Annotated in this window: 18 protein-coding genes and 1 riboswitch; of the genes, 11 read left to right on the top strand and 7 right to left on the bottom strand. The window is 68.0% G+C overall.

The genetic code is table 11. From position 1 onward, the window contains the following. Positions 1-11 precede the first annotated feature (11 nt). Positions 12-1,619 carry an adenylate/guanylate cyclase domain-containing protein gene (locus tag ACE11G_RS02385; RefSeq protein WP_006896144.1) on the top strand — a complete coding sequence of 536 codons (1,608 nt, stop codon included), beginning with the start codon at positions 12-14 and terminating at the stop codon, positions 1,617-1,619. Here ACE11G_RS02385 and ACE11G_RS02390 read toward each other — a convergent pair. After that, positions 1,541-2,182: a pyridoxamine 5'-phosphate oxidase family protein gene (locus tag ACE11G_RS02390; protein WP_006896145.1), complete on the bottom strand. Its 642-nt coding sequence runs from the start codon at positions 2,180-2,182 to the stop codon at positions 1,541-1,543. The two genes, ACE11G_RS02385 and ACE11G_RS02390, sit on opposite strands and share 79 nt — an antisense overlap. Positions 2,183-2,307: 125 nt before the next feature. On the opposite strand from ACE11G_RS02390, the gene ACE11G_RS02395 reads away from it, so the two are divergent. The 3 genes from ACE11G_RS02395 (at position 2,308) to purT (ending at position 7,093) form a co-directional block, all read left to right on the top strand. After that, the gene (locus ACE11G_RS02395; protein WP_006896146.1) at positions 2,308-3,744 is read left to right on the top strand and encodes a PLP-dependent aminotransferase family protein; all 1,437 of its coding nucleotides are present in this window, start codon (positions 2,308-2,310) and stop codon (positions 3,742-3,744) included. A gap of 54 nt (positions 3,745-3,798) precedes the next feature. Next, entirely contained in the window at positions 3,799-5,277 is a 1,479-nt protein-coding gene (locus ACE11G_RS02400) for a DUF222 domain-containing protein (RefSeq protein WP_375003547.1), read from the top strand. 304 nt (positions 5,278-5,581) lie between these two features. Then, entirely contained in the window at positions 5,582-7,093 is a 1,512-nt protein-coding gene (purT, locus tag ACE11G_RS02405) for a formate-dependent phosphoribosylglycinamide formyltransferase (RefSeq protein ID WP_375003549.1), read from the top strand. A gap of 26 nt (positions 7,094-7,119) precedes the next feature. Here the strand turns inward: purT and ACE11G_RS02410 are convergent, their stop codons facing one another. Both ACE11G_RS02410 and ACE11G_RS02415 read right to left on the bottom strand, forming a co-directional pair. Continuing rightward, positions 7,120-8,184, bottom strand: coding sequence for an iron chelate uptake ABC transporter family permease subunit (locus ACE11G_RS02410; RefSeq protein ID WP_006896149.1), 1,065 nt, complete (start codon positions 8,182-8,184; stop codon positions 7,120-7,122). Then, on the bottom strand, positions 8,181-9,167 hold the full coding sequence (locus tag ACE11G_RS02415; protein ID WP_006896150.1) for an iron ABC transporter permease: 987 nt from the start codon (positions 9,165-9,167) through the stop codon (positions 8,181-8,183). The genes ACE11G_RS02410 and ACE11G_RS02415 overlap by 4 nt, the downstream gene beginning before the upstream one ends. A gap of 176 nt (positions 9,168-9,343) precedes the next feature. Here ACE11G_RS02415 and ACE11G_RS02420 point away from each other — a divergent pair, with 176 nt between their 5' ends. Beyond that, on the top strand, positions 9,344-9,847 hold the full coding sequence (locus tag ACE11G_RS02420; protein ID WP_006896151.1) for a hypothetical protein: 504 nt from the start codon (positions 9,344-9,346) through the stop codon (positions 9,845-9,847). Positions 9,848-10,079: 232 nt separating this feature from the next. Here the strand turns inward: ACE11G_RS02420 and ACE11G_RS02425 are convergent, their stop codons facing one another. After that, positions 10,080-11,471 carry an FAD-dependent oxidoreductase gene (locus ACE11G_RS02425; protein WP_006896152.1) on the bottom strand — a complete coding sequence of 464 codons (1,392 nt, stop codon included), beginning with the start codon at positions 11,469-11,471 and terminating at the stop codon, positions 10,080-10,082. 203 nt (positions 11,472-11,674) lie between these two features. Here ACE11G_RS02425 and ACE11G_RS02430 point away from each other — a divergent pair, with 203 nt between their 5' ends. From ACE11G_RS02430 to ACE11G_RS02440, 3 genes are read left to right on the top strand one after another with little or no spacing between them, the layout of a single operon-like run. Then, entirely contained in the window at positions 11,675-12,157 is a 483-nt protein-coding gene (locus ACE11G_RS02430) for a hypothetical protein (RefSeq protein ID WP_045538260.1), read from the top strand. Then, positions 12,154-12,567: a rhodanese-like domain-containing protein gene (locus tag ACE11G_RS02435; RefSeq protein ID WP_006896154.1), complete on the top strand. Its 414-nt coding sequence runs from the start codon at positions 12,154-12,156 to the stop codon at positions 12,565-12,567. Before ACE11G_RS02430 ends, ACE11G_RS02435 begins: the two co-directional genes overlap by 4 nt. Positions 12,568-12,580: 13 nt before the next feature. Next, on the top strand, positions 12,581-13,780 hold the full coding sequence (locus tag ACE11G_RS02440) for an O-succinylhomoserine sulfhydrylase (protein WP_062366091.1): 1,200 nt from the start codon (positions 12,581-12,583) through the stop codon (positions 13,778-13,780). 2 nt (positions 13,781-13,782) lie between these two features. Here the strand turns inward: ACE11G_RS02440 and ACE11G_RS02445 are convergent, their stop codons facing one another. Next, complete coding sequence (locus ACE11G_RS02445) at positions 13,783-14,889, bottom strand: isochorismate synthase MenF (RefSeq protein WP_062366088.1); 1,107 nt, start codon at positions 14,887-14,889, stop codon at positions 13,783-13,785. 22 nt (positions 14,890-14,911) lie between these two features. Continuing rightward, the gene (locus ACE11G_RS02450) at positions 14,912-15,487 is read right to left on the bottom strand and encodes a hypothetical protein (RefSeq protein WP_231650172.1); all 576 of its coding nucleotides are present in this window, start codon (positions 15,485-15,487) and stop codon (positions 14,912-14,914) included. 298 nt (positions 15,488-15,785) lie between these two features. Continuing rightward, a riboswitch (SAM riboswitch) is annotated at positions 15,786-15,899 on the top strand. Positions 15,900-15,916: 17 nt separating this feature from the next. On the opposite strand from ACE11G_RS02450, the gene ACE11G_RS02455 reads away from it, so the two are divergent. The 3 genes from ACE11G_RS02455 to ACE11G_RS02465 all read left to right on the top strand — a co-directional run bounded on the left by ACE11G_RS02455 (position 15,917) and on the right by ACE11G_RS02465 (position 19,475). Further along, positions 15,917-17,152 (top strand): aminotransferase class V-fold PLP-dependent enzyme, encoded by a 1,236-nt coding sequence (locus ACE11G_RS02455; RefSeq protein WP_375003554.1) that lies wholly within the window; start codon positions 15,917-15,919, stop codon positions 17,150-17,152. 152 nt (positions 17,153-17,304) lie between these two features. Continuing rightward, positions 17,305-17,781, top strand: coding sequence for a MarR family winged helix-turn-helix transcriptional regulator (locus tag ACE11G_RS02460; RefSeq protein WP_062366082.1), 477 nt, complete (start codon positions 17,305-17,307; stop codon positions 17,779-17,781). Beyond that, positions 17,781-19,475, top strand: a complete 1,695-nt coding sequence (locus tag ACE11G_RS02465; protein WP_006896161.1) for an MDR family MFS transporter — start codon at positions 17,781-17,783, stop codon at positions 19,473-19,475. The genes ACE11G_RS02460 and ACE11G_RS02465 overlap by 1 nt, the downstream gene beginning before the upstream one ends. Positions 19,476-20,187: 712 nt before the next feature. Here the strand turns inward: ACE11G_RS02465 and ACE11G_RS02470 are convergent. Then, positions 20,188-20,667 carry an inorganic diphosphatase gene (locus ACE11G_RS02470; RefSeq protein ID WP_006896164.1) on the bottom strand — a complete coding sequence of 160 codons (480 nt, stop codon included), beginning with the start codon at positions 20,665-20,667 and terminating at the stop codon, positions 20,188-20,190. Positions 20,668-20,807: the final 140 nt, after the last annotated feature.

The raw sequence follows: 20,807 nt of genomic DNA on the forward strand, positions 1-20,807 counted from the left end.
CGGCGACCTCGATGAACGAGCCGCGCGGGCTCAGTCGCGACTACGGGTCGACGCTGCTCGGTGCGGTCGATGAGGGGCCGCGCAGGCAGCGCATCCGGATCCAGCTGCTCCTGACGACGACCATCGTCGGGGCGCAGTTGATCGGGATCGTGGTGGCGATCTCGCTCGCGCTGGTCGGTATCCCCGACCCCTCGTTCCTGCGCGGCGATCTCGTATGGGTCAACTTCCTGGCCCTGCCGGTGTACATCGTGTGTTCGCTGGCACTGGGCGTGCTGGTCGGCACGGTGATGACGGTCCGGTCACTCAAGTGGTCGATGCGCGACCAAGTGCCGACTCGGGACGACGCGCGGCGCACCGCGTGGGCGCGCCGTCGGCTGACTGCGCTCCAGGCACTCCTGTGGGTGGGTGCCGCGGTGATGCTGGGTATCTGGTACGGCGTGGTCGACCCGATCCTCATCCCGAAAGTGGTGCTCATCGTTCTGATGAGTGGCATCGTCGTGATCGCCATCGTCAACATCTTCGTCGACGTGCTGCTGCGGCCGGTGTACGCCAAGCTCATGCAGGCGGGTTTCTCCGTGCGCGGCAGCTCCGTCCGGTCGCGAGCCCTCAGTGCGTGGCTCATCGGCACCGGCGTCCCGCTGAGCGGCGTGTTCATGGTGGTGCTGTTCGCGGCCACCAGCGGTCGCTCGTCGTTGGTCGGCGTGTTCGTTTCGGTGACGGTGCTGGTGGCGGTGGCTGCCGCAGTCGGCCTGCTCGCGATGTTCCTGTTCTCCTGGGATGTGACCGGACCGATCCGCAACGTTCAGGCCGGAATGAGCAAAGTCCGCGGCGGAGACGTCAGTCCGGCCGTCGACCTCGTCGTCTACGACGCCTCCGAACTGGGGGAACTGCAGTTCGGGTTCAACAGCATGGTCGCGGGACTGCGCGAGCAGGAGCGAGTGCGCGACATCTTCGGACGTCACGTCGGCCGCGACGTGGCCGCGCAGGCGCTGCGAAGCGATCCGGAGCTCGGCGGCGCCGAGCGGACCGTCGCGGTGATCTTCGTCGACGTCATCGGCTCGACGACACTGGCCACCGAGCACACACCGACCGAGGTGGTAGCGGTGCTGAACCGCTTCTTTCAGCAGGTTGTCGAGGCGGTGGAGACGCACCGGGGCCTGGTGAACAAGTTCGAGGGAGACGCGGTCCTGGCGATCTTCGGCGCGCCCCTGGAGATCGACGATCCCGCGGGCGCAGCGCTGGCCGCGTCGCGCGAGATCGCCGATCGTCTCGCCCGCAACGTGCCGGAGTTGAAGGCGGGTATCGGGGTGAGCTTCGGGACCGTGGTGGCCGGGAACGTCGGCGCGATTCAGCGGTTCGAGTTCACGGTGATCGGCGACCCGGTGAACGAGGGCGCACGACTGTCGGAGGCCGCCAAAGAGGCTCCGCACCTGCCGTTCGCGTCGGAGCGGGCGGTGGCGGCGGCAGGGGACGACGAGGCGCGTCTATGGTCGCCGCGCACCGCGCTCGTCCTGCGCGGACGGTCGGCTCAGACACGGATCTACACTCCGACCAGCCGGCGCACCGACTCCGGCAGCGGACGGTCGGAGGACCATTCGGCCGCGCGCGGCACCCCGTAGCCGCTGGTGAACGGAATCACGCCGCACCACGCGGTGACCTCGTCGTCGGGGCGGACGACGCCCTCGCCGGCATTCGCCTTGTAGACCCACTCGCCCTCCTCGATCCGCAGAACCGTCACATTGGTGGCCGCGATCTCCCGTTTCGTCATCGGACGTACCTCGTCGTTCCGGCCGGGTGTGAGTAGGTCGGTGAACCGGGTCAGCAGTTCGGCGCGGTCGTCGGCCCGTGCGTTCTCCAGTCGGCCGTAGACCACCGCCGAGCGGAAATGCACGGTGGAGTCGAATGTCGAGTTCGCGAGGACGAGGGCGTCCATCGCGGTGACGCAGAAGGCCGAGCGCTGATCGGCGGGGCGGCGTGATCCCATCACTCCGGCACCGGTGGATCCGTGCAGGAGGATGCGGTCGCCGTCGCGCACATGCAGGGTGGGCACGCTGCGTACGGCGGCGGTGCCTCCCTCACCGAAGGCCGTGGACAGCACTCCCCACCACTGCTGGTCGAGGAGACGGTCGAGGCTGTCGCGGTCGGTGCTCTGGCGGTCGCGCTTGCGGGTCAAGTTCTCCATGACTCCAGTACAGAGCCATACTGGACTTGAGAGAAGATCCAGAATCGAGCAATTCTGGAGACCAGTATCGATGGTGGTCGGGCCTCGGATGTCAGAGGTCGGTCGCCGGAAGGCGAGGTGACGTCGTGGCGCGGACTCCCCGGGACGTCCATCTGCCGATCAGTCTGCCCACGCCGGTGCGGAGCAGACGATTGGTGGATGAACTCCTCGCCGCAATCGTCGACGGCCGGCTCGCCGAGGGCGACTGGCTGCCGTCCACCCGAGTGCTGGCCCGGCAACTGAGCTGCTCGCGATCGGTGGTGACCGGTTGCTACGACGAACTGATCGCGGCCGGCTTCCTCGACGGGATCCCCGGTGCGGGCACACGGGTGCGTGCCGGTGCGCGCGCGGCGGTACGGCTCGGCGCGAGATCGCATGTGACGGAGGAATCGGCGCCCGTCGTCGTGCGTGGGGAGGGTGCGGTTCCGCGGATCATCGGAGATCTGCGGCCCGGGGTGCCGGACGGTTCGCTGATCGACGCGCGTCGGTGGCGCAGCTGCGTGCGGGCGGCGACGTGGACGCCCGAGCCGTCGACGGCCGGGACGACGGCTCTGACGGCCGCACTGGGGGAGCACCTGCGCAGGCATCGAGGGGTGCACGCCGAAGAGATCCTGCTGACTCCCGGATCGTCATGTGGGTTCGCACTGCTCGGCGAGGCGGCGTGGGACTCGGGGATTCGGCGCGCCTTCGTCGAAGCGCCCGGATACGCGGAGGCGCAGCGGGAACTCGCGCGCGTCGGTTTCTCGGTGGAACCGGTGGAGGTGGACGCGGACGGCGTGTGTGTCGGCCGGCTGCCGGACGATCGCTGCCTGGTGTACACGACGCCTGCGCACCAGTATCCGCTCGGCCACCGGATGTCGGTGGATCGACGCGCGCGATTGGTGGAGTGGGCGCGCCGGACCGGCTCGGTGATCATCGAGGACGACTACGACGGCGAGTTCCGGTACGACGTTCCGCCGCTGCCCGCTCTGCAGGCACTTCCCGGTGCGCGCGAATTCGTGGGGTATGTGGGCACAGCGTCGAAGACGCTCACTGTCGGGTTGGCGGTCGCGTGGACGGTGCCGCCGGGCGTGCTGTCCGACGCCGTAGGGCGGAGGTACGCCGAGCGTGCGTGGTCGGTGGCGGAGCCGGTGGCGGGCACCCTCGCGGAGTTCATCTCCCGCGGCCACCTCGCGACGCATCTGGCGAAGGTCGCCCGCACCTATCGTGATCGACGAAATGCGTTGTCGGCGGCGGTGATTGAGCGCTGTCCGGAGATGCCGATCATCGGCGTCGACGCCGGGCTGCACGCGACGATCGTGATCGACCGCGTTCCGGGAGCCCAGGTGCGTGATCGACTGGAACGATCGGGATGGCTGGTGCGCGCCGTCTCCGACTACCCGTTGGCAGACAAGCAGTCGGTGGACGGGGTCGTCGTCAGCTACGCACGATTGACGCCGGCGTCGGCGGTGAGATTCGCCGAGGCGCTTCGGCGGGCTGTGCCAGAGGTTTTGTCAGAGGGCGGCGGTATGATTCGAACATAGAAGCACAGCAGAAGTGTTTTCGGACACTGTGCAGGTCGAAAGGGGGTGGGTTCGATGGTCACGTCGGAGGTGCTGCTGCCGGACGATCCGGCCGCTCTCGCCCGCCTGTTGGAAGCTGCGGCAACCAAGTTCGCGTCCCTGCCACTGTCCGCGGTCCCCGAAGACACCCTGCTGGAAACCGTCGAGACATTGGAACGTACTCATCGTCGTCTCGACGGTGTCGACGCCGCGGTGCTGGTGGAGGTCTCCGACCGCGGCGCCTATCGCAAAGCCGGATACCTATCGGTGCACCAGTACCTGGCGCAGGGGTTACGGCTCGGTGACGGTGCCGCCCGATCCCGACGCGTCAGCGCCGCCGGCATCGGACGATTCACCGACCTACAAGGCCAAACCCGCCCACCGGTACTGCCGGCGACCGCGGTCGCGGTCGGCGAGGGAGCGATCGCCCCCGACCACGTCCGCGAGATCGACGCCGTCATGGACAAAATCCCCACCGCCATCGACGCGCAGACCCGAGCACGCGCCGAGGCACAGCTGGCGTGGGTCGCCCGCGAGCTGAGTCCGGCCGGAGTCCGCACCGCCGGCATCCGACTGCTCGCACACCTCGACCCGGACGGAACCGTCACCGACGAACGCGACCGCAAACGCCTGCGCGGCTTCACGATCCTGCCCCAAGATCTGCGGCTGATGAGCAAAGTCCGCGGCTACCTCACCCCGGCCCTGCGCGCGGAAATGGAAGCCGCACTGCCGTCGTGGGCCGCACCGGGAATGAACAACCCCGACGACCCCGACTCCCCATCCGGGACCGTCGAATCGGCCGACCCGGCCGCCCTCGCCGCCGCCGTCAAACGCGATACCCGCACACCCGCGCAACGCACCCACGACGGTCTGCAAGCGCTGCTGCGCACCTCCCACACGGGTGTTGGGGGTGGTCGGCGGTCGGGTGATCTGGTCATCACTGTCACCGACCACGAGTTGGCCGAGCGGGCCGGGATCGCGTTGACCGCGACCGGGACCCGGCTGCCGGTGGCGGAGTTGATCGAGGTCGCCGCCACCGCGACCCCGCACCTGGCCGTCTTCTCCGCCCACACCGGACAAGCCCTCTACCTCGGACGAGGACGCCGGCTCGCGTCGCGGGCACAGCGATTGATGCTCTTCGCCCGCGACCGCGGCTGCACCGCCCCCGGCTGCGCAGCCCCGTTCACCCGGACGCAGGCCCATCATTTCCCGGACTGGGCCGACGGCGGACCCACCGACATCGACCACCTCGGCGCCGCATGCGGACGTCACAATCGCTCCGTCGGCCCCCGCCGCGGCCAATGGCAGACGATGATCCTGATCGACGGACCCCACGCCGGCCGCGTCGCCTGGCGACCCAGCGACAACACCAGCCGCGGCGGGACAAGACCGCCCGGATGGCGGATCAACCAGATCCACCACGCCGAACTCCTCCCGGACCACCAACCCCAACCGCCGCCCGAACCCAGCGAATCCCGCATCGAGAACTACCTCGACACACTCCTGGCCGCCTGACCGGACACACCCGGCCCGGGAGCATGCGGCCAGCGGCCTCAGCGGAACTCGGCAGCAGTGAATGAAGTTCCTCCGACGGCACGATGATCTGGGTTGCAGTCGTTCGGTATTACGAGCCGATCCTGCTGCGCTGCCACCAGCAGGCTCCAGTGCTCCTTGACCCCGGCGGCCGCGCGAGGTGCACGCCAATCGGTCATGCACCCAGCGTAGAACGTGTGCGTTCGGTGCACCGCCCGCTCACGAGGTCATTCGGCCGAGCGAGCGCCGACCGTCTCCGGAGCTGTGCACCCGTAGAATCCGGGGCATGGTTGCAAAGGTGATCGGAACTCCGCTGAGTCCGACCGCGGTGAAGGTGTTGCTGCTCGGATCGGGCGAACTCGGCAAGGAGGTCACGATCGCGCTGCAGCGGTTCGGCGTCGAAGTGATCGCTGTTGATCGCTACGCCGACGCCCCGGCGCACCAGGTGGCGCACCACGCCGAGGTGATCGACATGATGGATCCGGACCAAGTGCGCGCGGTGATCGACAAGCATCGCCCGCACTACGTGCTCCCGGAGATCGAGGCCATCGCAACCGAAGCCCTGGAGCGAGTGGAAGCCGAGTCGATCGCCGAAGTGATCCCGAGCGCGAAGGCCGTCTCCGCGACTCTCAATCGCGAGCGCATCCGGCGGCTGGCCGACGAAGAACTCGGCCTGCCGACGTCCCCGTACCTTTTCGCGGGATCGCTCGAGGAGATGCGCGCGGCGGCCGGGAGCATCGGATTCCCGTGTGTGGTGAAGCCGGTGATGTCGTCGTCGGGCAAGGGGCAGTCGGTCCTTCGCGGCCCCGAGGACGTCGACGCGGCGTGGGAGGCGGCCCGGACCGGAGCCCGAGTCAACAACGACCGCGTGATCGTCGAGGGGTTCGTCGAATTCGACTACGAGATCACCCTTCTCACGGTCCGCGCCGTCGACCCGGCCACCGGGCGACTGGCCACGTACTTCTGCGATCCGATCGGCCACCGCCAGGTGGACGGAGACTACGTCGAGAGTTGGCAGCCGCAGCCGATGAGCCCGGCCGCCTACGACATAGCGCGTTCGATCGCGGCCCGGATCGCGACCGCGATGGGCGACGGGGTCGCCACCGGCAGGGGAGTGTTCGGCGTCGAACTCTTCATCAAAGGCGACGAGGTCTACTTCTCGGAGGTGAGCCCGCGCCCGCACGACACCGGTCTGGTCACCATGGCCACGCAGCGCCTGTCGGAGTTCGAACTCCACGCTCGAGCCGTCCTCGGACTGCCGGTGAACACGATTGCCCGTGCGCCCGGCGCCTCGGCGGTGATTTACGGCGAGCACGAGGACACGGCCATCGGATTCGCAGGCGTCGCCGACGCCCTCGCCGATCCCGACGTGGATCTGCGCCTGTTCGGTAAGCCCGAGAGCTACGCGCGCCGGCGGATGGGGGTGGCGGTGGCGACCGCACCCACGATTGAGATCGCGCGCGAGAAGGCCACGCGCGCAGCGGGACTGGTGACGCCTCTGCGCGCGGACCACGACGCGGAGACGCCGACCGAGATCAAGCCGATTCCGCAGACCGCGCCGTCGCCCGCCGACGACACCGATACCGAGGCGATGGAGGCGGGAACTCAGGCGATCCGGGTTCCGGAGCGTCCGATTCGGCGCGAGGCGCCCCCGATGCCCCGACCGCCGATGCCTCAGGGACCTCCGCAACGTCCCGGACCGATGGCGCAGCCGGGACCGCGCGGACCGGTGGGGCCCGGTGGCCAGCGACCGGCCGGACCCCGCCCCCTCGACCCGGGCGGATCCCGCCGGGTATGAGCTGATCCGCCGGCACCGACGATCCGCTACACCGAGGACTTGCGTGCCGCCTGCACGATCATGAAGACGAGGAACGGTCCGCCCACCGCCGCGGTGACCACGCCCACCGGCAGACCGTCGGGCAGGACCGTGCGGCACACGATGTCGGCGGCCAGGACGATGCACGCCCCGACCACGCCCGAGAACACCGGCGTGGGTTGAGAACTGCGGGCCAGGCGGACGGCGATCTGCGGCGCGGCCAGGCCCACGAAGGCGATGGGCCCGGCCGCCGACACCGCGAGCGACGCGACCACCACGGCGGTGAGCAGCGTTCCGTAGGTGACGACGCCGAGACGTACGCCGAGCGCACGGGCCACGTCGGGCCCGAGGCCGCTGACGGCGAGCGTGCGCGCGATGATCGCGGTCCAGATGATTCCGATGGCCGCGGCCACCGCCACCGGCGGCACCGAACTCCAGCCGGTGTTCGCCAGCGAGCCGATGATCCACGTCTGCGCGCTCGCGGCGTCGTGCAGGTCCGCACGTGACATCAGGTATCCGACCGCGGCCTGCATCATCCAGGTCATTCCGACACCGATGAGGATGAGGCGCAGTGTGCTGGTGACCACCTGGCCCTTGGTCCAGGCCAGCACGTACATCAGCGCCGCGGTCGCGAGGCCGCCGATCAGCGCCGACAGCGGCACGCCGAGGTTCGCGAAGAAGCCGCCGAATCCGGTGCTCGCCGAGGTCAGGGCAAGTACGGCACCGGCACTCGCGCCGGTGGTGATGCCCAGCATGTCCGGGACGGCGAGCGGGTTGCGGGTGATCACCTGTGTGAGGCAACCGGCGAGACCGAGGCCGAAGCCGGCCAGCGCCGCCACGAGCACACGCGGCAGCATGTCGTCGAAGATGACGATGTTCTCGGCGACGCGGCCGCCGCCGAGCAGGATGCGCGCCACGTCGACGGGCGTGGTGAACCCCACCGACAGCCCGATCAGGAAGAGGACCAGCGCGAGCAGGGCGCCGGCGAGGGAGCAGGCCGCGAGTCTGCGGCGGACGACCCATCGGGCGCTGCCGACGCCGATCGTGATGGGCGGGCGAACGGTGGCGGTCATACGGTCGGGAGCCTCCTGCGTCGGACCATGATCATGAGCATCGGCCCGCCGATCAGCGCCAGCACCACGCTCACCTGTGCCTCGCCCGGCCGGGCGATGACCCGGCCGATGACATCGCAGACCAGGATCAGAAGTGCGCCGGCGAGTGCCGAGTAGGGGACGATCCAGCGGTAGTCGGGCCCGGTGAACGCGCGAGCGATATGGGGAACGATCAGCCCGAGGAACACGATCGGCCCGCACGCGGCGGTCGCGGCCCCGGCGAGGAGCGCGATGCCGATGATGCCGGTGACCCGGATGAGACCGACGCGACCGCCCAATGCCGTCGCCATGTCGTCGCCGAGGCTCATCAGGTTGAGGAACCATCCGCCCGCGAAGGCGAGAACCAGTCCCACCACGATGAAGGGCAGCGTGGTCCACAGCACGTCGGCGCCGCGGCCCGAGACGGCTCCGACGTTCCAGAACCGCCAGGTGTCGAGGGTGGCGCCGTCCGAGAGGACGAGTGCGGAGGACACCGCCGTGAGACACGCGCTGAGCCCGGCTCCGGCCAGCACGAGTGTCAGCGGCGACGATCCGGTGACCGTCGACAGCCCGAACACCGCCGCCGCGGCGACGAACGCGCCCGCCAGCGCCAGGACGGTGTTGGCCAGAGGGCCGGAGGTACCGAAGACGAAAACCCCGGTGACCACCGCGCAGGCAGCGCCCGCGTTGATCCCGAGCAGACCGGGGTCGGCGAGCGGATTGCGCGTATGCCCTTGCGCGAGTGCGCCGGCCGCGCCGATCGCCAGTCCCACCACGAGACCGAGCACCGTGCGGATCAGCCTGCTGTGGACCAAAACTCCGAGCCCGTCGGGACTGCTCGATCCGTGCAGCAGTGCGTTCAGGACCTCACCCGGCGGCACGTCGCGTGTGCCGATCGCGATCGATGCGACGAACGCGATGCCTATGGCGACCACCAGAACGACGGCCCCGATCACCTTTTTCACAAAGGCATACCTTACCTAAGTCATGGCGCCGAACCCGGCCCGGGGCAGGTCTGCCGATGGTTTCAATCCTGTGCGTCTCCTGAACGATTGGGTAACAAAGGTCTGTGCGAGCCCCGATACACGAGTAAGGGTGGGACCAGTCGACCTACCGACCGACGACACGAAAGGCTCTTGACATGAAGAAGTCCCTGACACGGATGGCGGCGGCGGTAGCTGCCGCCGGCGCGATCGGCGCGGGTTCTCTGGCTGCGGTTCCGCAGGCGCACGCCGGCACCCCCGGCGACCTCCAGATCATCGGCGGGATCTCCTGCACCTTCAAACTGTGGGGTCCGAATTGGTCCGACGGTCCCGTCTGGCAGATGCATCGCTGGATGGGCGTCACGAACATCGGCGGCTCGACCATGACCGGTGTGACGGTGACCGAGTTCGGCGGTGCCAGCAAGTGGGTTCCGCAGACGAAGGACAAGGACGGCAAGATCACCAACAAGCTCGGTGAGCTGAAGCCGGGCAAGACCTTCGTCGCCTTCGACACCACATGGAAGGGCTGCTGGCCCGCGTCGATCTCCGGCTACACCATCGGGCAGCAAGTCGAGAACCCGATGAACAACGTCGGGTTCTGGCAGAACGTGCGTCGAGCGCAGCCGAAGGACAAGTCCACCACCGTCGGCAACGGCTCGTAGAGACCGGCGACGGCGGTGAACTGACGTCGCAGACGCGAAGGGAGGGCGACCGGGATCGGTCGCCCTCCCTTCGGTTTTCGGGTGTGGTGGGTGACGGTGGTTTCGACTCGCTGCGCTCGCTCAACCAGCCTGGGGGGTTGCGCTCGCTCAACCAGCCTGGGGGGTTGCGCTCGCTCAACCAGCCTGGGGGTTGCGCTCGCTCAACCAGCCCGGCGGCTGGGCAGCGCGGCCGTCAGCCCCGGTTCACCTTGTGGGGTTCGGAGGCGGCGAGCATGTCCTCGCGCTCGACCACCTTGACGCGGTCGCGGCCCTGCGCTTCGCCGAGCTTGCGCTCGTGCTCGTCGAGCCGGTACCAGCCGTCCCAGGTGGTGAACGGGATGCCGCGCGATTCGAGCAGATCCACGACGGAGGCCTCGGAGGCGTCCTCGACCTCGTTGAGGACACCATTGCGCATGTCCTCGAGGATGCACTCGACGGTCTCGTTCGCGTCGCCCTTGGTGTGGCCGATGAGGCCGACCGGACCGCGCTTGATCCAGCCGGTGGTGTACAGGCCGGTGAGGTGCTTGCCGTCGTCGAAGATCCGGCCGGCCTCGTTGGGGATCACGCCCGCCTGGTCGTCGAACGGGATCTCCGGCAGATTGTCCGACAGATAGCCGACCGCCCGGTAGACGGCGGTGACGTCCCAATCGCGGGTCTTGCCGGTGCCCTTGACGTTGCCGGTTCCGTCGAGCTCGGTGCGCTCGGTGCGGAGTCCGACCACCTTGCCGTCCTCGCCGAGGATCTCCGTCGGGTTCTCGAAGAAGTGCAGGAAGAGCTTGTGGATCGCACCCTGCTTGGGCTCGCGGATCGCGTAGTTCTCGATGATCGTCGCGACCTGGTCGGTGATCTTGCTGGAGCGGCGCGCGACGGCCGATCCCTCGTCGTACTCGATGTCCTCGGGATCGACGATGACCTCGATGTTCGGCGAATGGTCGAGTTCCTTGAGCTCCAGCGGAGTGAACTTGGCCTGGGCGGGGCCGCGGCGTCCGAAGACGTGCACCTCCACCGCCTTGTTGGCCTTGAGCCCCTGATAGACGTTGTCCGGGATCTCGGTCGGGAGCAGCTCGTCGCCGGTCTTGGCCAGCACGCGGGCCACGTCGAGGGCCACGTTCCCGACACCGATCACGGCGACCTTCTCCTCCTCCAGCGGCCATTCGCGGGAGAAGTCCGGGTGGCCGTCGTACCAGGCCACGAACTCGCCGGCGCCGTAGCTGCGCTCGAGGTCGACGCCCGGAATCTGCAGAGCGCGGTCGTCGGTGGCGCCCGTGGAGAAGACGACGGCGTCGTAGTGCTTGCGCAGGTCGGCGAGGGTGATGTCGGTGCCGTAGTCGATATTGCCGAGCAGGCGGACCTGGGGCTTGTCGAGCACCTTGTGCAGAGCGGTGATGATGCCCTTGATGCGCGGGTGATCGGGTGCGACGCCGTACCGGATGAGACCGAACGGGGCGGGCATGCGCTCGTAGAGATCGATGCTCACGCCGCGCTCGGACGCGGTGTCGGACTTCATCAGTGCATCGGCGCAGTAGATGCCGGCCGGCCCGGCACCGACGATCGCGACCCGCAACGGGCGGCTGTTGTCACTCATTTCCAGGTGCTTCCTCAGCTGGTTGGACAGGGATACCTCTACGTTATGTCTTGTGAGGTCGCCGCCAAAATTTCGATGTGAGGTATACCTCAGTCGAAGATCGGGTGCCGAAAACTATTGACGAATCGCGCCCGGTGAAGGTGGCCCGTCGCCGGACGGCACGGTTGAAAGTCCCTGGACATGGGCCGATACACTCGGCTGTCATGAACGAAGACCAGCCGGCGTCTCACGACCTCCCGGAGGACGACCAGCCGCGGTCGTGGAAAGCGGCGCTCCCGATGATTCTGGCCGGTGCGCTCGTGGTGGTGCTGCTGGCGTGGGTCCTGATCGCCGCCCTGGTGAATCCGCCGGAGGAACGGCTCAGCGACTCCGCTCAGGTGCAGCACACGGTCAACGACATGTACAGCGCGATGGGCACGCTCAACTACGACCAGTACGTCGGCTCGTTCTGTCAGGCCGATGTGGACGCCGCCGACTTCCCGAAGTCGGTCCAGTTCGCGGAGCAGAACCGCGCCGAGAACGAGGCCAAGGGCAAGATCGTCGTGCCGAACATGGACGTGGAAGTCACCGGCGACAGCGCCACCGTGAAAGCCCATTGGAACCGCGAGAACACCGCGGACGACGAGCAGACGACCTCGCTGCGGCTGATCCGGGAGAACGGTGAGTGGAAGGTGTGCAACCGATGACTTACAGCGGCGACGTGACGTGTGAGCAGGCATGGCAGCGGCTCGCGGAGAATCCGAAGGCAGTCCTCATCGACTGCCGCACGCAAGCGGAATGGAACTTCGTCGGAGTGCCGGACACCGAATCGCTCGGCAAGCGCACGCTGTTCGTCGAGTGGATCGACTACCCGAACGGTGCGCCCAATCCGCGCTTCGTCGACCAACTGCGCGAGGCCGGCGTGGAGCCGGACGACGAACTGCTGTTCCTGTGCCGCTCGGGCCATCGGTCCATCGGTGCAGCGGAGGCCGCGGTCGCCGCCGGATTCGGGCAGGCGTACAACATTCTCGACGGGTTCGAAGGCCCGATCGACGCCGACGGGCACCGTGGCGGGGCCGGTTGGCGCGCCGCGTCGCTGCCCTGGCGACAGTCATGAAGGAGTCTGTGAAATGAGCCGAGAGCTGCCCGACTGGGTTTCTCCAGAGACCGTCGCCGTGCGCGGTGGGATCCTTCGCTCCGGCTTCTTCGAGACCTCCGAAGCGCTCTACCTCAACAGCGGATACGTCTACGAGTCGGCCGAGGCGGCCGAACGCGCCTTCACCGGCGAAGAACAGCGTTTCGTCTACACCCGCTACGGGAATCCGACCGTCGCGATGTTCCAGGAGCGGCTCCGCCAGATCGAGGGGACGCAGGCCTGCTTCGCCACGGCGAGCGGCATGGCCGCGGTCTTCGTGGCACTGGGTGCGCTGCTGAAGAAGGGCAGCCGCCTCGTCGCGGCGCGCAGCCTCTTCGGTTCCTGCTTCGTGATCTGCAACGAGATCCTCCCGTCCTGGGGCGTCGAGACGGTCTTCGTCGACGGAGAAGACCTCGACCCGTGGGAGCGGGCCCTCGCCGAGCCGACGGACGCGGTGTTCTTCGAGACGCCGTCGAATCCGATGCAGACGCTGGTCGATGTCCGCAAGGTGTCGGAGATGGCGCACGCGGCCGGCGCGACGGTGGTGCTCGACAACGTATTCGCGACCCCGCTGCTGCAACGCGGTCTGGACATGGGCGCCGACGTCATCGTGTATTCGGGGACCAAGCACATCGACGGCCAGGGCCGGGTGATGGGCGGTGCGGTGCTCGGCACGCAGGAGTTCATCGACGGCCCGGTGCGGGAACTGATGCGTCACACCGGTCCGGCTCTCAGTCCGTTCAACGCGTGGGTGATGCTCAAGGGCCTCGAGACGATGAAGCTGCGGCTCGACCAGTCGGTCGCCACCGCGCTGCGAGTCGCCGAATTCCTCGACGCCGATCCCCGGGTGGCCAAGGCGATCTATCCCTTCCTGTCGTCGCACCCGCAGTACGAGCTGGCGCGCTCGCAGATGTCCGGCGGGGGAACGGTCATCACGTTCGAACTCGCCGACCGGCCGGGTCTTTCCGGCAAGGAGCGGGCCTTCGAAGTGCTCAACGGACTGCAGATCATCGACATCTCCAACAACCTCGGTGACGCCAAGAGCCTCATCACGCATCCGGCCACCACCACCCACCGGGCGATGGGGCCCGACGGCCGTGCGGCGATCGGTCTCACCGACTCGATGGTCCGGCTGTCGGTGGGTCTGGAGAGCGCGGACGATCTGCTGCGCGATCTGGACGCGGCGCTGGGCTGAGCTCAGGCGTCGGCACGCACCGGGCGGTCCGCGTCGGCCAGTGCACTGAGCACCGTCTGGAACTTCGCCGTGGTCTCGGCCACCTCGGCGTCGGGGTCGGAGCCGGCGACGATGCCGCCTCCGGCCCAGGCGCTGACCTTCGTGCGTGACGAGTCGAGCTCGAGACACCGGATCGAGACCACCCATTCCCCGTCGCCGGCGGCGTCGCACCAGCCGACGGTTCCGGCGTAGAACTCCCGCGGTCCTTCGACCTCCTCGATGATCCGCGCCGCGGCTTCGGTCGGTGTCCCGCAGACGGCGGGTGTGGGGGAGAGCAGCGCCGCCAGTTCCAGCGCCGTGATCGTCGGATCGGCCAGCTCTCCGGTGATCGGCGTCGCCAGATGCCAGACGTGGTTGGTGGAGATGGTCTGCGGCCGGTCGGGGATGGCGATACGGCTGCACAGCGGTTGGAGCAGGTCGCGCAGATAGTCGACGACGTACGCGTGCTCGCGCAAGTCCTTCGCCGAACGGCTGAGTTCCTCGGCGGCGTTCGGAACGGGACGGCCTGCGGCGTCGAACTTCGGGGCCGACCCCGCGTAGGGAACGCATTGGAGGATGGAACCGCGTTTGCGGAGCAGGAGTTCCGGACTCGCGCCGATCAGCCAGTTGCCGTCGTGTCCCGGCGCAGCGCTCAGATCGGCGGCGAACACCGTCGACCCGCCGGCAGTGGCCGTGAATCGGCCGATCAGTTCGGCCGGCTCGACGGCCCGGGTGAGCGACGCGTCCAGGCTGCGAGCCACGACCACCTTCTCGGCGGCGCCCGACGCGATGGCGTCGAGTGCGCGGACGACTCGCTCGCGGTGCACCGAGTCCGGGGTCACCGAGACCTCCGCGACCACCGAGCCGTCGACCGTCGCGGGAGTGGCTGCGGGGGAGAAGTCGACCCGTTCGGGGGTGATCAATGATGCGGGACCGCCGGTGTCGAAGCCGAGGGCGCCGCCGACGAAGTCGACGGTGCCGGCGGCGAGGGCCTCTCGCGCCTGCGCCACGGAGCCGAACGCGGCGCGCACTCCGAATCCGCGGGCGTTGAGATCGGTGTTCGACAGCAGAAACGACAGACCGGCAGGCACCTGGCCAGGTTACCCGCGAGAGCTAGACGGACTTCGTCGCTGTGATGCGCTTCTCCCTGATCAACCGCTTGAGGAGGTCGCGGCCCGCGGATCCGGCGGAGACGGGGTCGGCGCCCGCGTCGGCACCCGACATGTTGACGCAGGTGCGACCGTCGACGCTCGAGGTCGCGTACAGCCACTGCTCGGTGTGGCCGTTCGCGGAGTCGTCACGGCTCTTGGTCTTCCACTCGCCGACCGAGGCGGTTCCGGAGCAACTGTCGGCGAACACCACCACCGTGTGCACCGGGGTGCCCGAGCCGGATTCGCCGAGCGAGGTGAGGTCGTCGGACATCTGCGACAGCACCCGGTCGTCGTCGGCGGCCCGCAGCACCACGACGGGCGCGCCGTCGTTGGTGTCGGTGACGGCGGTCCAGCCGGCGGGCACCCGGACCTCCACGGACGTCCCGCCCTTGAGCGCGAACGTCCGCGTGGTCTCCGGCGCCGCACCGGTGTCGCGGTCGGAGTCCCAGGGGGCGAGGATCAGCAGCGTCGTCAGTCCGGCGACCACCAGTGCGGTCACCGCCACGATGCCGAAGAACATCGGCTTCGGACCCTTCACCGGCGGCTGCTGCGGCCACGGGCCGGGCGGGAAGGGGTTCGGTGCGTACGGCGGCTGCGCGGGTCCGTACCGGTGGGGCGGCCCGTACGACGACGGCTGTGGCGGTTGTGGCAGGGGCGGTTGTGGCAGGGGCCGGCCGGGAGCGCCGCTCGGATACTGCGGGTCGGACGGATGAACCACGGGAGGCCTTTCTGAACAGGGATGTTGAAACCACGCTAACTGCGGATCCGCCGGTGATTACACCCGCCGTGGTTTTAATGCTTTCCGCGAATGACGCGTACCGGCATCCTTGACGGCGGGTCACGAGAACCGGTGCGAAGCCCTGGCTGGCCGGTCGGCAACCCTCCACCGCGGTGGGGTGCTCCAGGTGACGACCCGGCCGGCGTCGACCGACGTCCGGCAAGTGCGGAGATCTACTGGAGTCGTGTCATGACCGCAATCCTCGACCGGGCCGTGTGCCCGGCACCCATTCGTCCCCTCGCGCCGGTGGTCGGTGCCGACACCACGGTGCCGACCACCGCAGGGGGCGAGACCGTCTACGCGAACCTCGACTACGCGGCATCGGCCCCGGCTCTCGTGTCTGTCGCGGAACGGCTCTCCGGCGCGTTGACCGAGTATGCGAGCGTGCATCGGGGCGCGGGCCATCTCTCTCAGGTCACGACAGCGCGATACGAGCAGGCTCGGGAGACTGTCCGGCGGTTCGTCGGCGGTCGAAGCGACGACACGGTGGTGTTCACGCGCAACACCACCGACGCCGTCAATCTCGCCGCGCACGTCACCCCCGGCGACGTGGTGGTGCTCGACATCGAGCACCACGCCAACCTGCTGCCCTGGACCCGGACCGGCCGTGCTCGCGTGGTGCCGGCGGCCCGCACCGTCGAAGAGACGGTGGGGCGGCTCGAAGCAGAACTCGCTGCCGCGCCCGCCGCGTTGCTCGCGATCACCGGTGCGTCGAACGTGACCGGCGAGGTGCTGCCGATCGGACGGCTGGCCGCGGCGGCGCATCGGCACGGCGCGCGCATTCTGGTGGACGCCGCGCAACTGGTCCCGCACCGCGCCGTCTCGATCGCGTCCTGGGGCATCGACTACCTCGTCTTCTCCGGCCACAAGCTGTACGCGCCGTTCGGTGCGGGCGCGCTGGTGGGCCGCGGCGACTGGCTCGATGCGGCGGAACCGTACCTGGCCGGCGGCGGCGCCACCGCCGACGTCGACCTCGACGGCCGGGTCGCGTGGCACACCGGTGCCGCTCGTCACGAAGCCGGATCTCCCAACACGCTGGGGGTGGTGGCGCTCGCAGCGGCGGCGCAGGCCCTGCAGGACATCGGTTTCGAGGAGATCGGCTATCACGAGCACCGGTTGCAGCAGCGTCTCGACGAGGGGTTGGCGCTGCTGCCCGGCGTGCATCCGCTGCGGGTCTTCGACGATGCGGCCGACCGCGTCGGCATCGCCGGCTTCACCGTGGAGAACCATTCCCCGCGCAGTGTCGCCGAATATCTGTCGGTGACGCGGGGGATCGGCGTGCGCGACGGCAAGTTCTGCGCGCATCCGCTGCTGCGGAAGCTGGGTTACCCCGACGGTGCGGTCCGGGCCAGCTTCGGTCTCGGGACGTCGTCGGACTATGTCGATCGTCTGCTGGCAGCGCTGTCGGATCTGGTGCGGCGGTAGATTTCTCGTCGCTTTCACAGCGGGTGCGGTGGGGTTCGCCGGGCGCGGGACGTACGTCCATTTATGCCGAAATTTCTCAGTTGCGGCCGGGAGTCGGCACCTCTCATACTTGCAGAGCGCAATTAGTTGATTGCAGACTGCAACGAAGAGGGATGAGAGTGAAAGCGACGCCCGAACAGCTCGACGAGATGTTCGTCGCCCTCAGCCGATACACGCGGCTCAGGGATCGGGCGCTGCACACCGGAATCTGGAACGGACGCAATGGCTCACTCGAGACCGCCGCGTACCGAGCGCTCTTCGTCCTGCGGAACGGCCCGATGCGCTCGCGCGACCTCGCCGATCGGCTGGTGACAGACCCCTCGACCACCAGTCGGCACGTCGCGCAGTTGGTGAAGGAAGGATTCGTCCGGCGCGAGGCGCACCCCGAAGACGGGCGTGCGTCGCAGCTGGTCCTCACCGACGACGGCCGGGAGAAGGTCTGCGAGATCGCCGAGTCGAGACGACGACTCGTCGGCGAAACCGTGGAGGACTGGTCCGCGGAGGAGTTCGAGATATTCGTCCGCCTCCTCGGCCGGTTCGTCGACGCGGTCGAAACCCGAATCTTCCCCTGCACCACGAAAGCTGATTGATGAGTTCACCAACTGCCGCCGCCGACTTCCCCGGCCGGAACCTGACGCATCGTCAGGTCCTCACGATCATGAGCGGACTTATGATCGGCATGTTCCTCGCCGCGCTCGACCAGACGATCGTGTCGACGGCGATCCGCACCATCGCCGACGACCTGCACGGATACGACCTGCAGGCGTGGGTCACCACCGCTTACCTGGTGACCTCGACGATCGTGACGCCGCTCTACGGCAAGCTGTCGGACATCTACGGACGCAAGCAGTTCTTCCTGCTCGCGATCACGATCTTCATCATCGGGTCGCTCCTGTGCAGCATGTCGACGTCGATGTACGAGCTGGCCGGCTTCCGTGCGCTCCAGGGTCTCGGCGCGGGCGGTCTGTTCACACTGGCGATCACCACGATCGCCGATATCGTCGCACCGCTGGAACGCGCCAAGTACCAGGGTTACTTCCTGGCGGTCTTCGGCACGTCCAGCGTGCTCGGCCCGGTGCTCGGCGGTTTCCTCGCCGGCGCGAACTCGATCCTGGGCGTCTCCGGTTGGCGCTGGGTGTTCCTGGTGAACGTGCCGATCGGCCTCATCGCGCTGGTGGTGGTCTACAAGGTGCTGAACTACCCGCAGCAGAAGCTGACCGGACACCGCACCGACTACTGGGGCGCTACCGCTGTCGCGGTGGCCGTCGCGCCGCTGCTGATCGTCGCCGAACAGGGCCGTGACTGGGGCTGGACGTCGCTGAACAGCGTCATCTGTTACCTGATCGGCGCCGCGGGTATCGCCGCGTTCATTGTGATCGAGAACAAGATGGGCGACGAGGCGATCATCCCGCTCCGCGTCTTCAAGAACCGGGTCTTCGCACAGGGCATCCTCGTCTCCCTCATCGTCGGTGCGGTCATGTTCGGCGGTATCTCGATGCTGCCCCAGTACTTCCAGGTGCTCCGTGGCTCGAGCCCGATGGTCGCCGGTCTGCAGATGCTGCCGATGGTGGCCGGCATGATGATCGGTTCCATCATGGCCGGCCAGCTGATCTCGCGTACCGGGCGATACAAGGTGTTTCCGATCATCGGCTCCATCCTGATCACGACGATGTCGTTCCTGCTGCACTTCGTCGACACGCAGACCCAGCTGTACCTCGTGATGCTGGCGGCAGCCGGACTCGGTTTCGGCCTCGGCAACCTGATGCAGCCGCTCATGCTGGCGATGCAGAGCATCCTGCCGGTCCGCGACACCGGTATGGCGACCGGCACCGCGACCTTCTTCCGGCAGATCGGCGGCACGCTCGGCGTCGCGGTCTTCTTCTCGCTGCTGTTCTCGACGATGGGCCCCAACATCGCCGATCAGCTCAAAGACGCGTCGGGCACTCCTGAGTTCACCGCGGCCGTCCAGCAGGCGGCTACCAGCCATGATCCGCAGGTGGCGGCCTTCGGTCACTCGTTGATCACCGCGGCGGAGGACCCCGGTGCCGGCGGCGGCGCCGGGGCGACGATGAAGGACACCTCCGTCATCGAGAAGCTCCCGAAGGAGTTGTCGGAGCCGATCAAGCGCGGCTTCGCGGACTCGATGGACAAGGTGTTCCTGTCGGTCTCGATCCTGTCGATCCTGTCGATCATCGGCACGGTGACGTGGTCGGAGGTCTCGCTCCGCCGTCCGCCGTCGCCCGAGAGCAAGAGCGACGACCCGAAGCCGGTCGCGGCCGACTGACCGGAGCGAGTCGCTGCGTGTTGCTGGGTCTCGATGCGCGTGCTCGCTGCGCTCGCTCGCTTACTCGATGAGCCTGGGGCTGGGTGGCTGTTCGCGGGCTTGTTGAGCGAGTGTTCTCACCAGGCTTGTTGAGCGAGCGCAGCGAGTCGAAACGGTGCTTTGTCTCGATGCGCGTGCTCGCTGCGCTCGCTCGCTTACTCGATGAGCCTGGGGGCTGGGTGGCTTTTCTCAGGCTTGTTGAGCGAGTGTTCTCACCAGGTTTGTTGAGCGAGCGGAGCGAGTCGAAACTGTGTGAGTTCTCGATGCGCGTGCTCGCTGCGCTCGCTCGCTTACTCGATGAGCCTGGGGGCTGGGTGGCTTTTCTCAGGCTTGTTGAGCGAGTGTTCTCAGGCTTGTTGAGCGAGCGCAGCGAGTCGAAACGGTGCTTTGTCTCGATGCGCGTGCTCGCTGCGCTCGCTCGCTTACTCGATGAGCCTGGGGGCTGGGTGGCTTTTCTCAGGCTTGTTGAGCGAGCGCAGCGAGTCGAAACGGTGTGGGGTCTCGATGCGCGTGCTCGCTGCGCTCGCTCGCTTACTCGATGAGCCTGGGGGCTGGGTGGCTTTTCCCAGGCTTGTTGAGCGAGCGCAGCGAGTCGAAACGGGGACGGGCCGCAGACGGAAGAGGAGCAGGGCGCGGGTGCGCTCTGCTCCTCTTCGGTCTGTGCGGGGAGGGATCAGCCCTGGTAGCGGTCGACAGCCGCCTGGGCCACCTTGGCCGCCTCGGCCTTGCCGACCCAGCCGCCGGGGGTCACTTCCTTGCCCGGCTCGAGATCCTTGTAGTGCTCGAAGAAGTGCGAGATGGCGTTGAGTTCGAACTCACTGACATCGTCGATGTCCTGGATGTGGTCCCAGCGCGGGTCGCCGGCCGGAACGGCGAGCAGCTTGTCGTCGCCGCCTGCCTCGTCGGTCATCGTGTACATGCCGACGATCCGCGCCTTCACGATGACACCCGGGAACACCGACTCCGTGAGCAGCACCATCGCGTCCAGCGGATCGCCGTCCTCGCCCAGGGTGTGGTCGATGTAGCCGTAGTCGGCCGGGTAGCCCATCGGCGTGTACAGGTAGCGGTCGAGGTAGACCTTGCCCGTCTCGTGATCGACCTCGTACTTGTTGCGGCCACCCTTGGGGATCTCGACGGTGACTTCGAACTCCATGCTGCCTCCTGGCGTTGCTGACGGACTGTCCGGAAATTGCTTCAACGGCTGTCAAGGATACTGTTAACACCGTCGAACGCAGACCGCAGACCGGAGGATACGTGGCCCAGCCGACAAGTCCCGCCGCCCGGCGGCCGCGC

The sequence above is a fragment of the Gordonia sp. PS3 genome, assembly GCF_041950545.1.
Taxonomy (GTDB): Bacteria; Actinomycetota; Actinomycetes; order Mycobacteriales; family Mycobacteriaceae; genus Gordonia; species Gordonia sihwensis.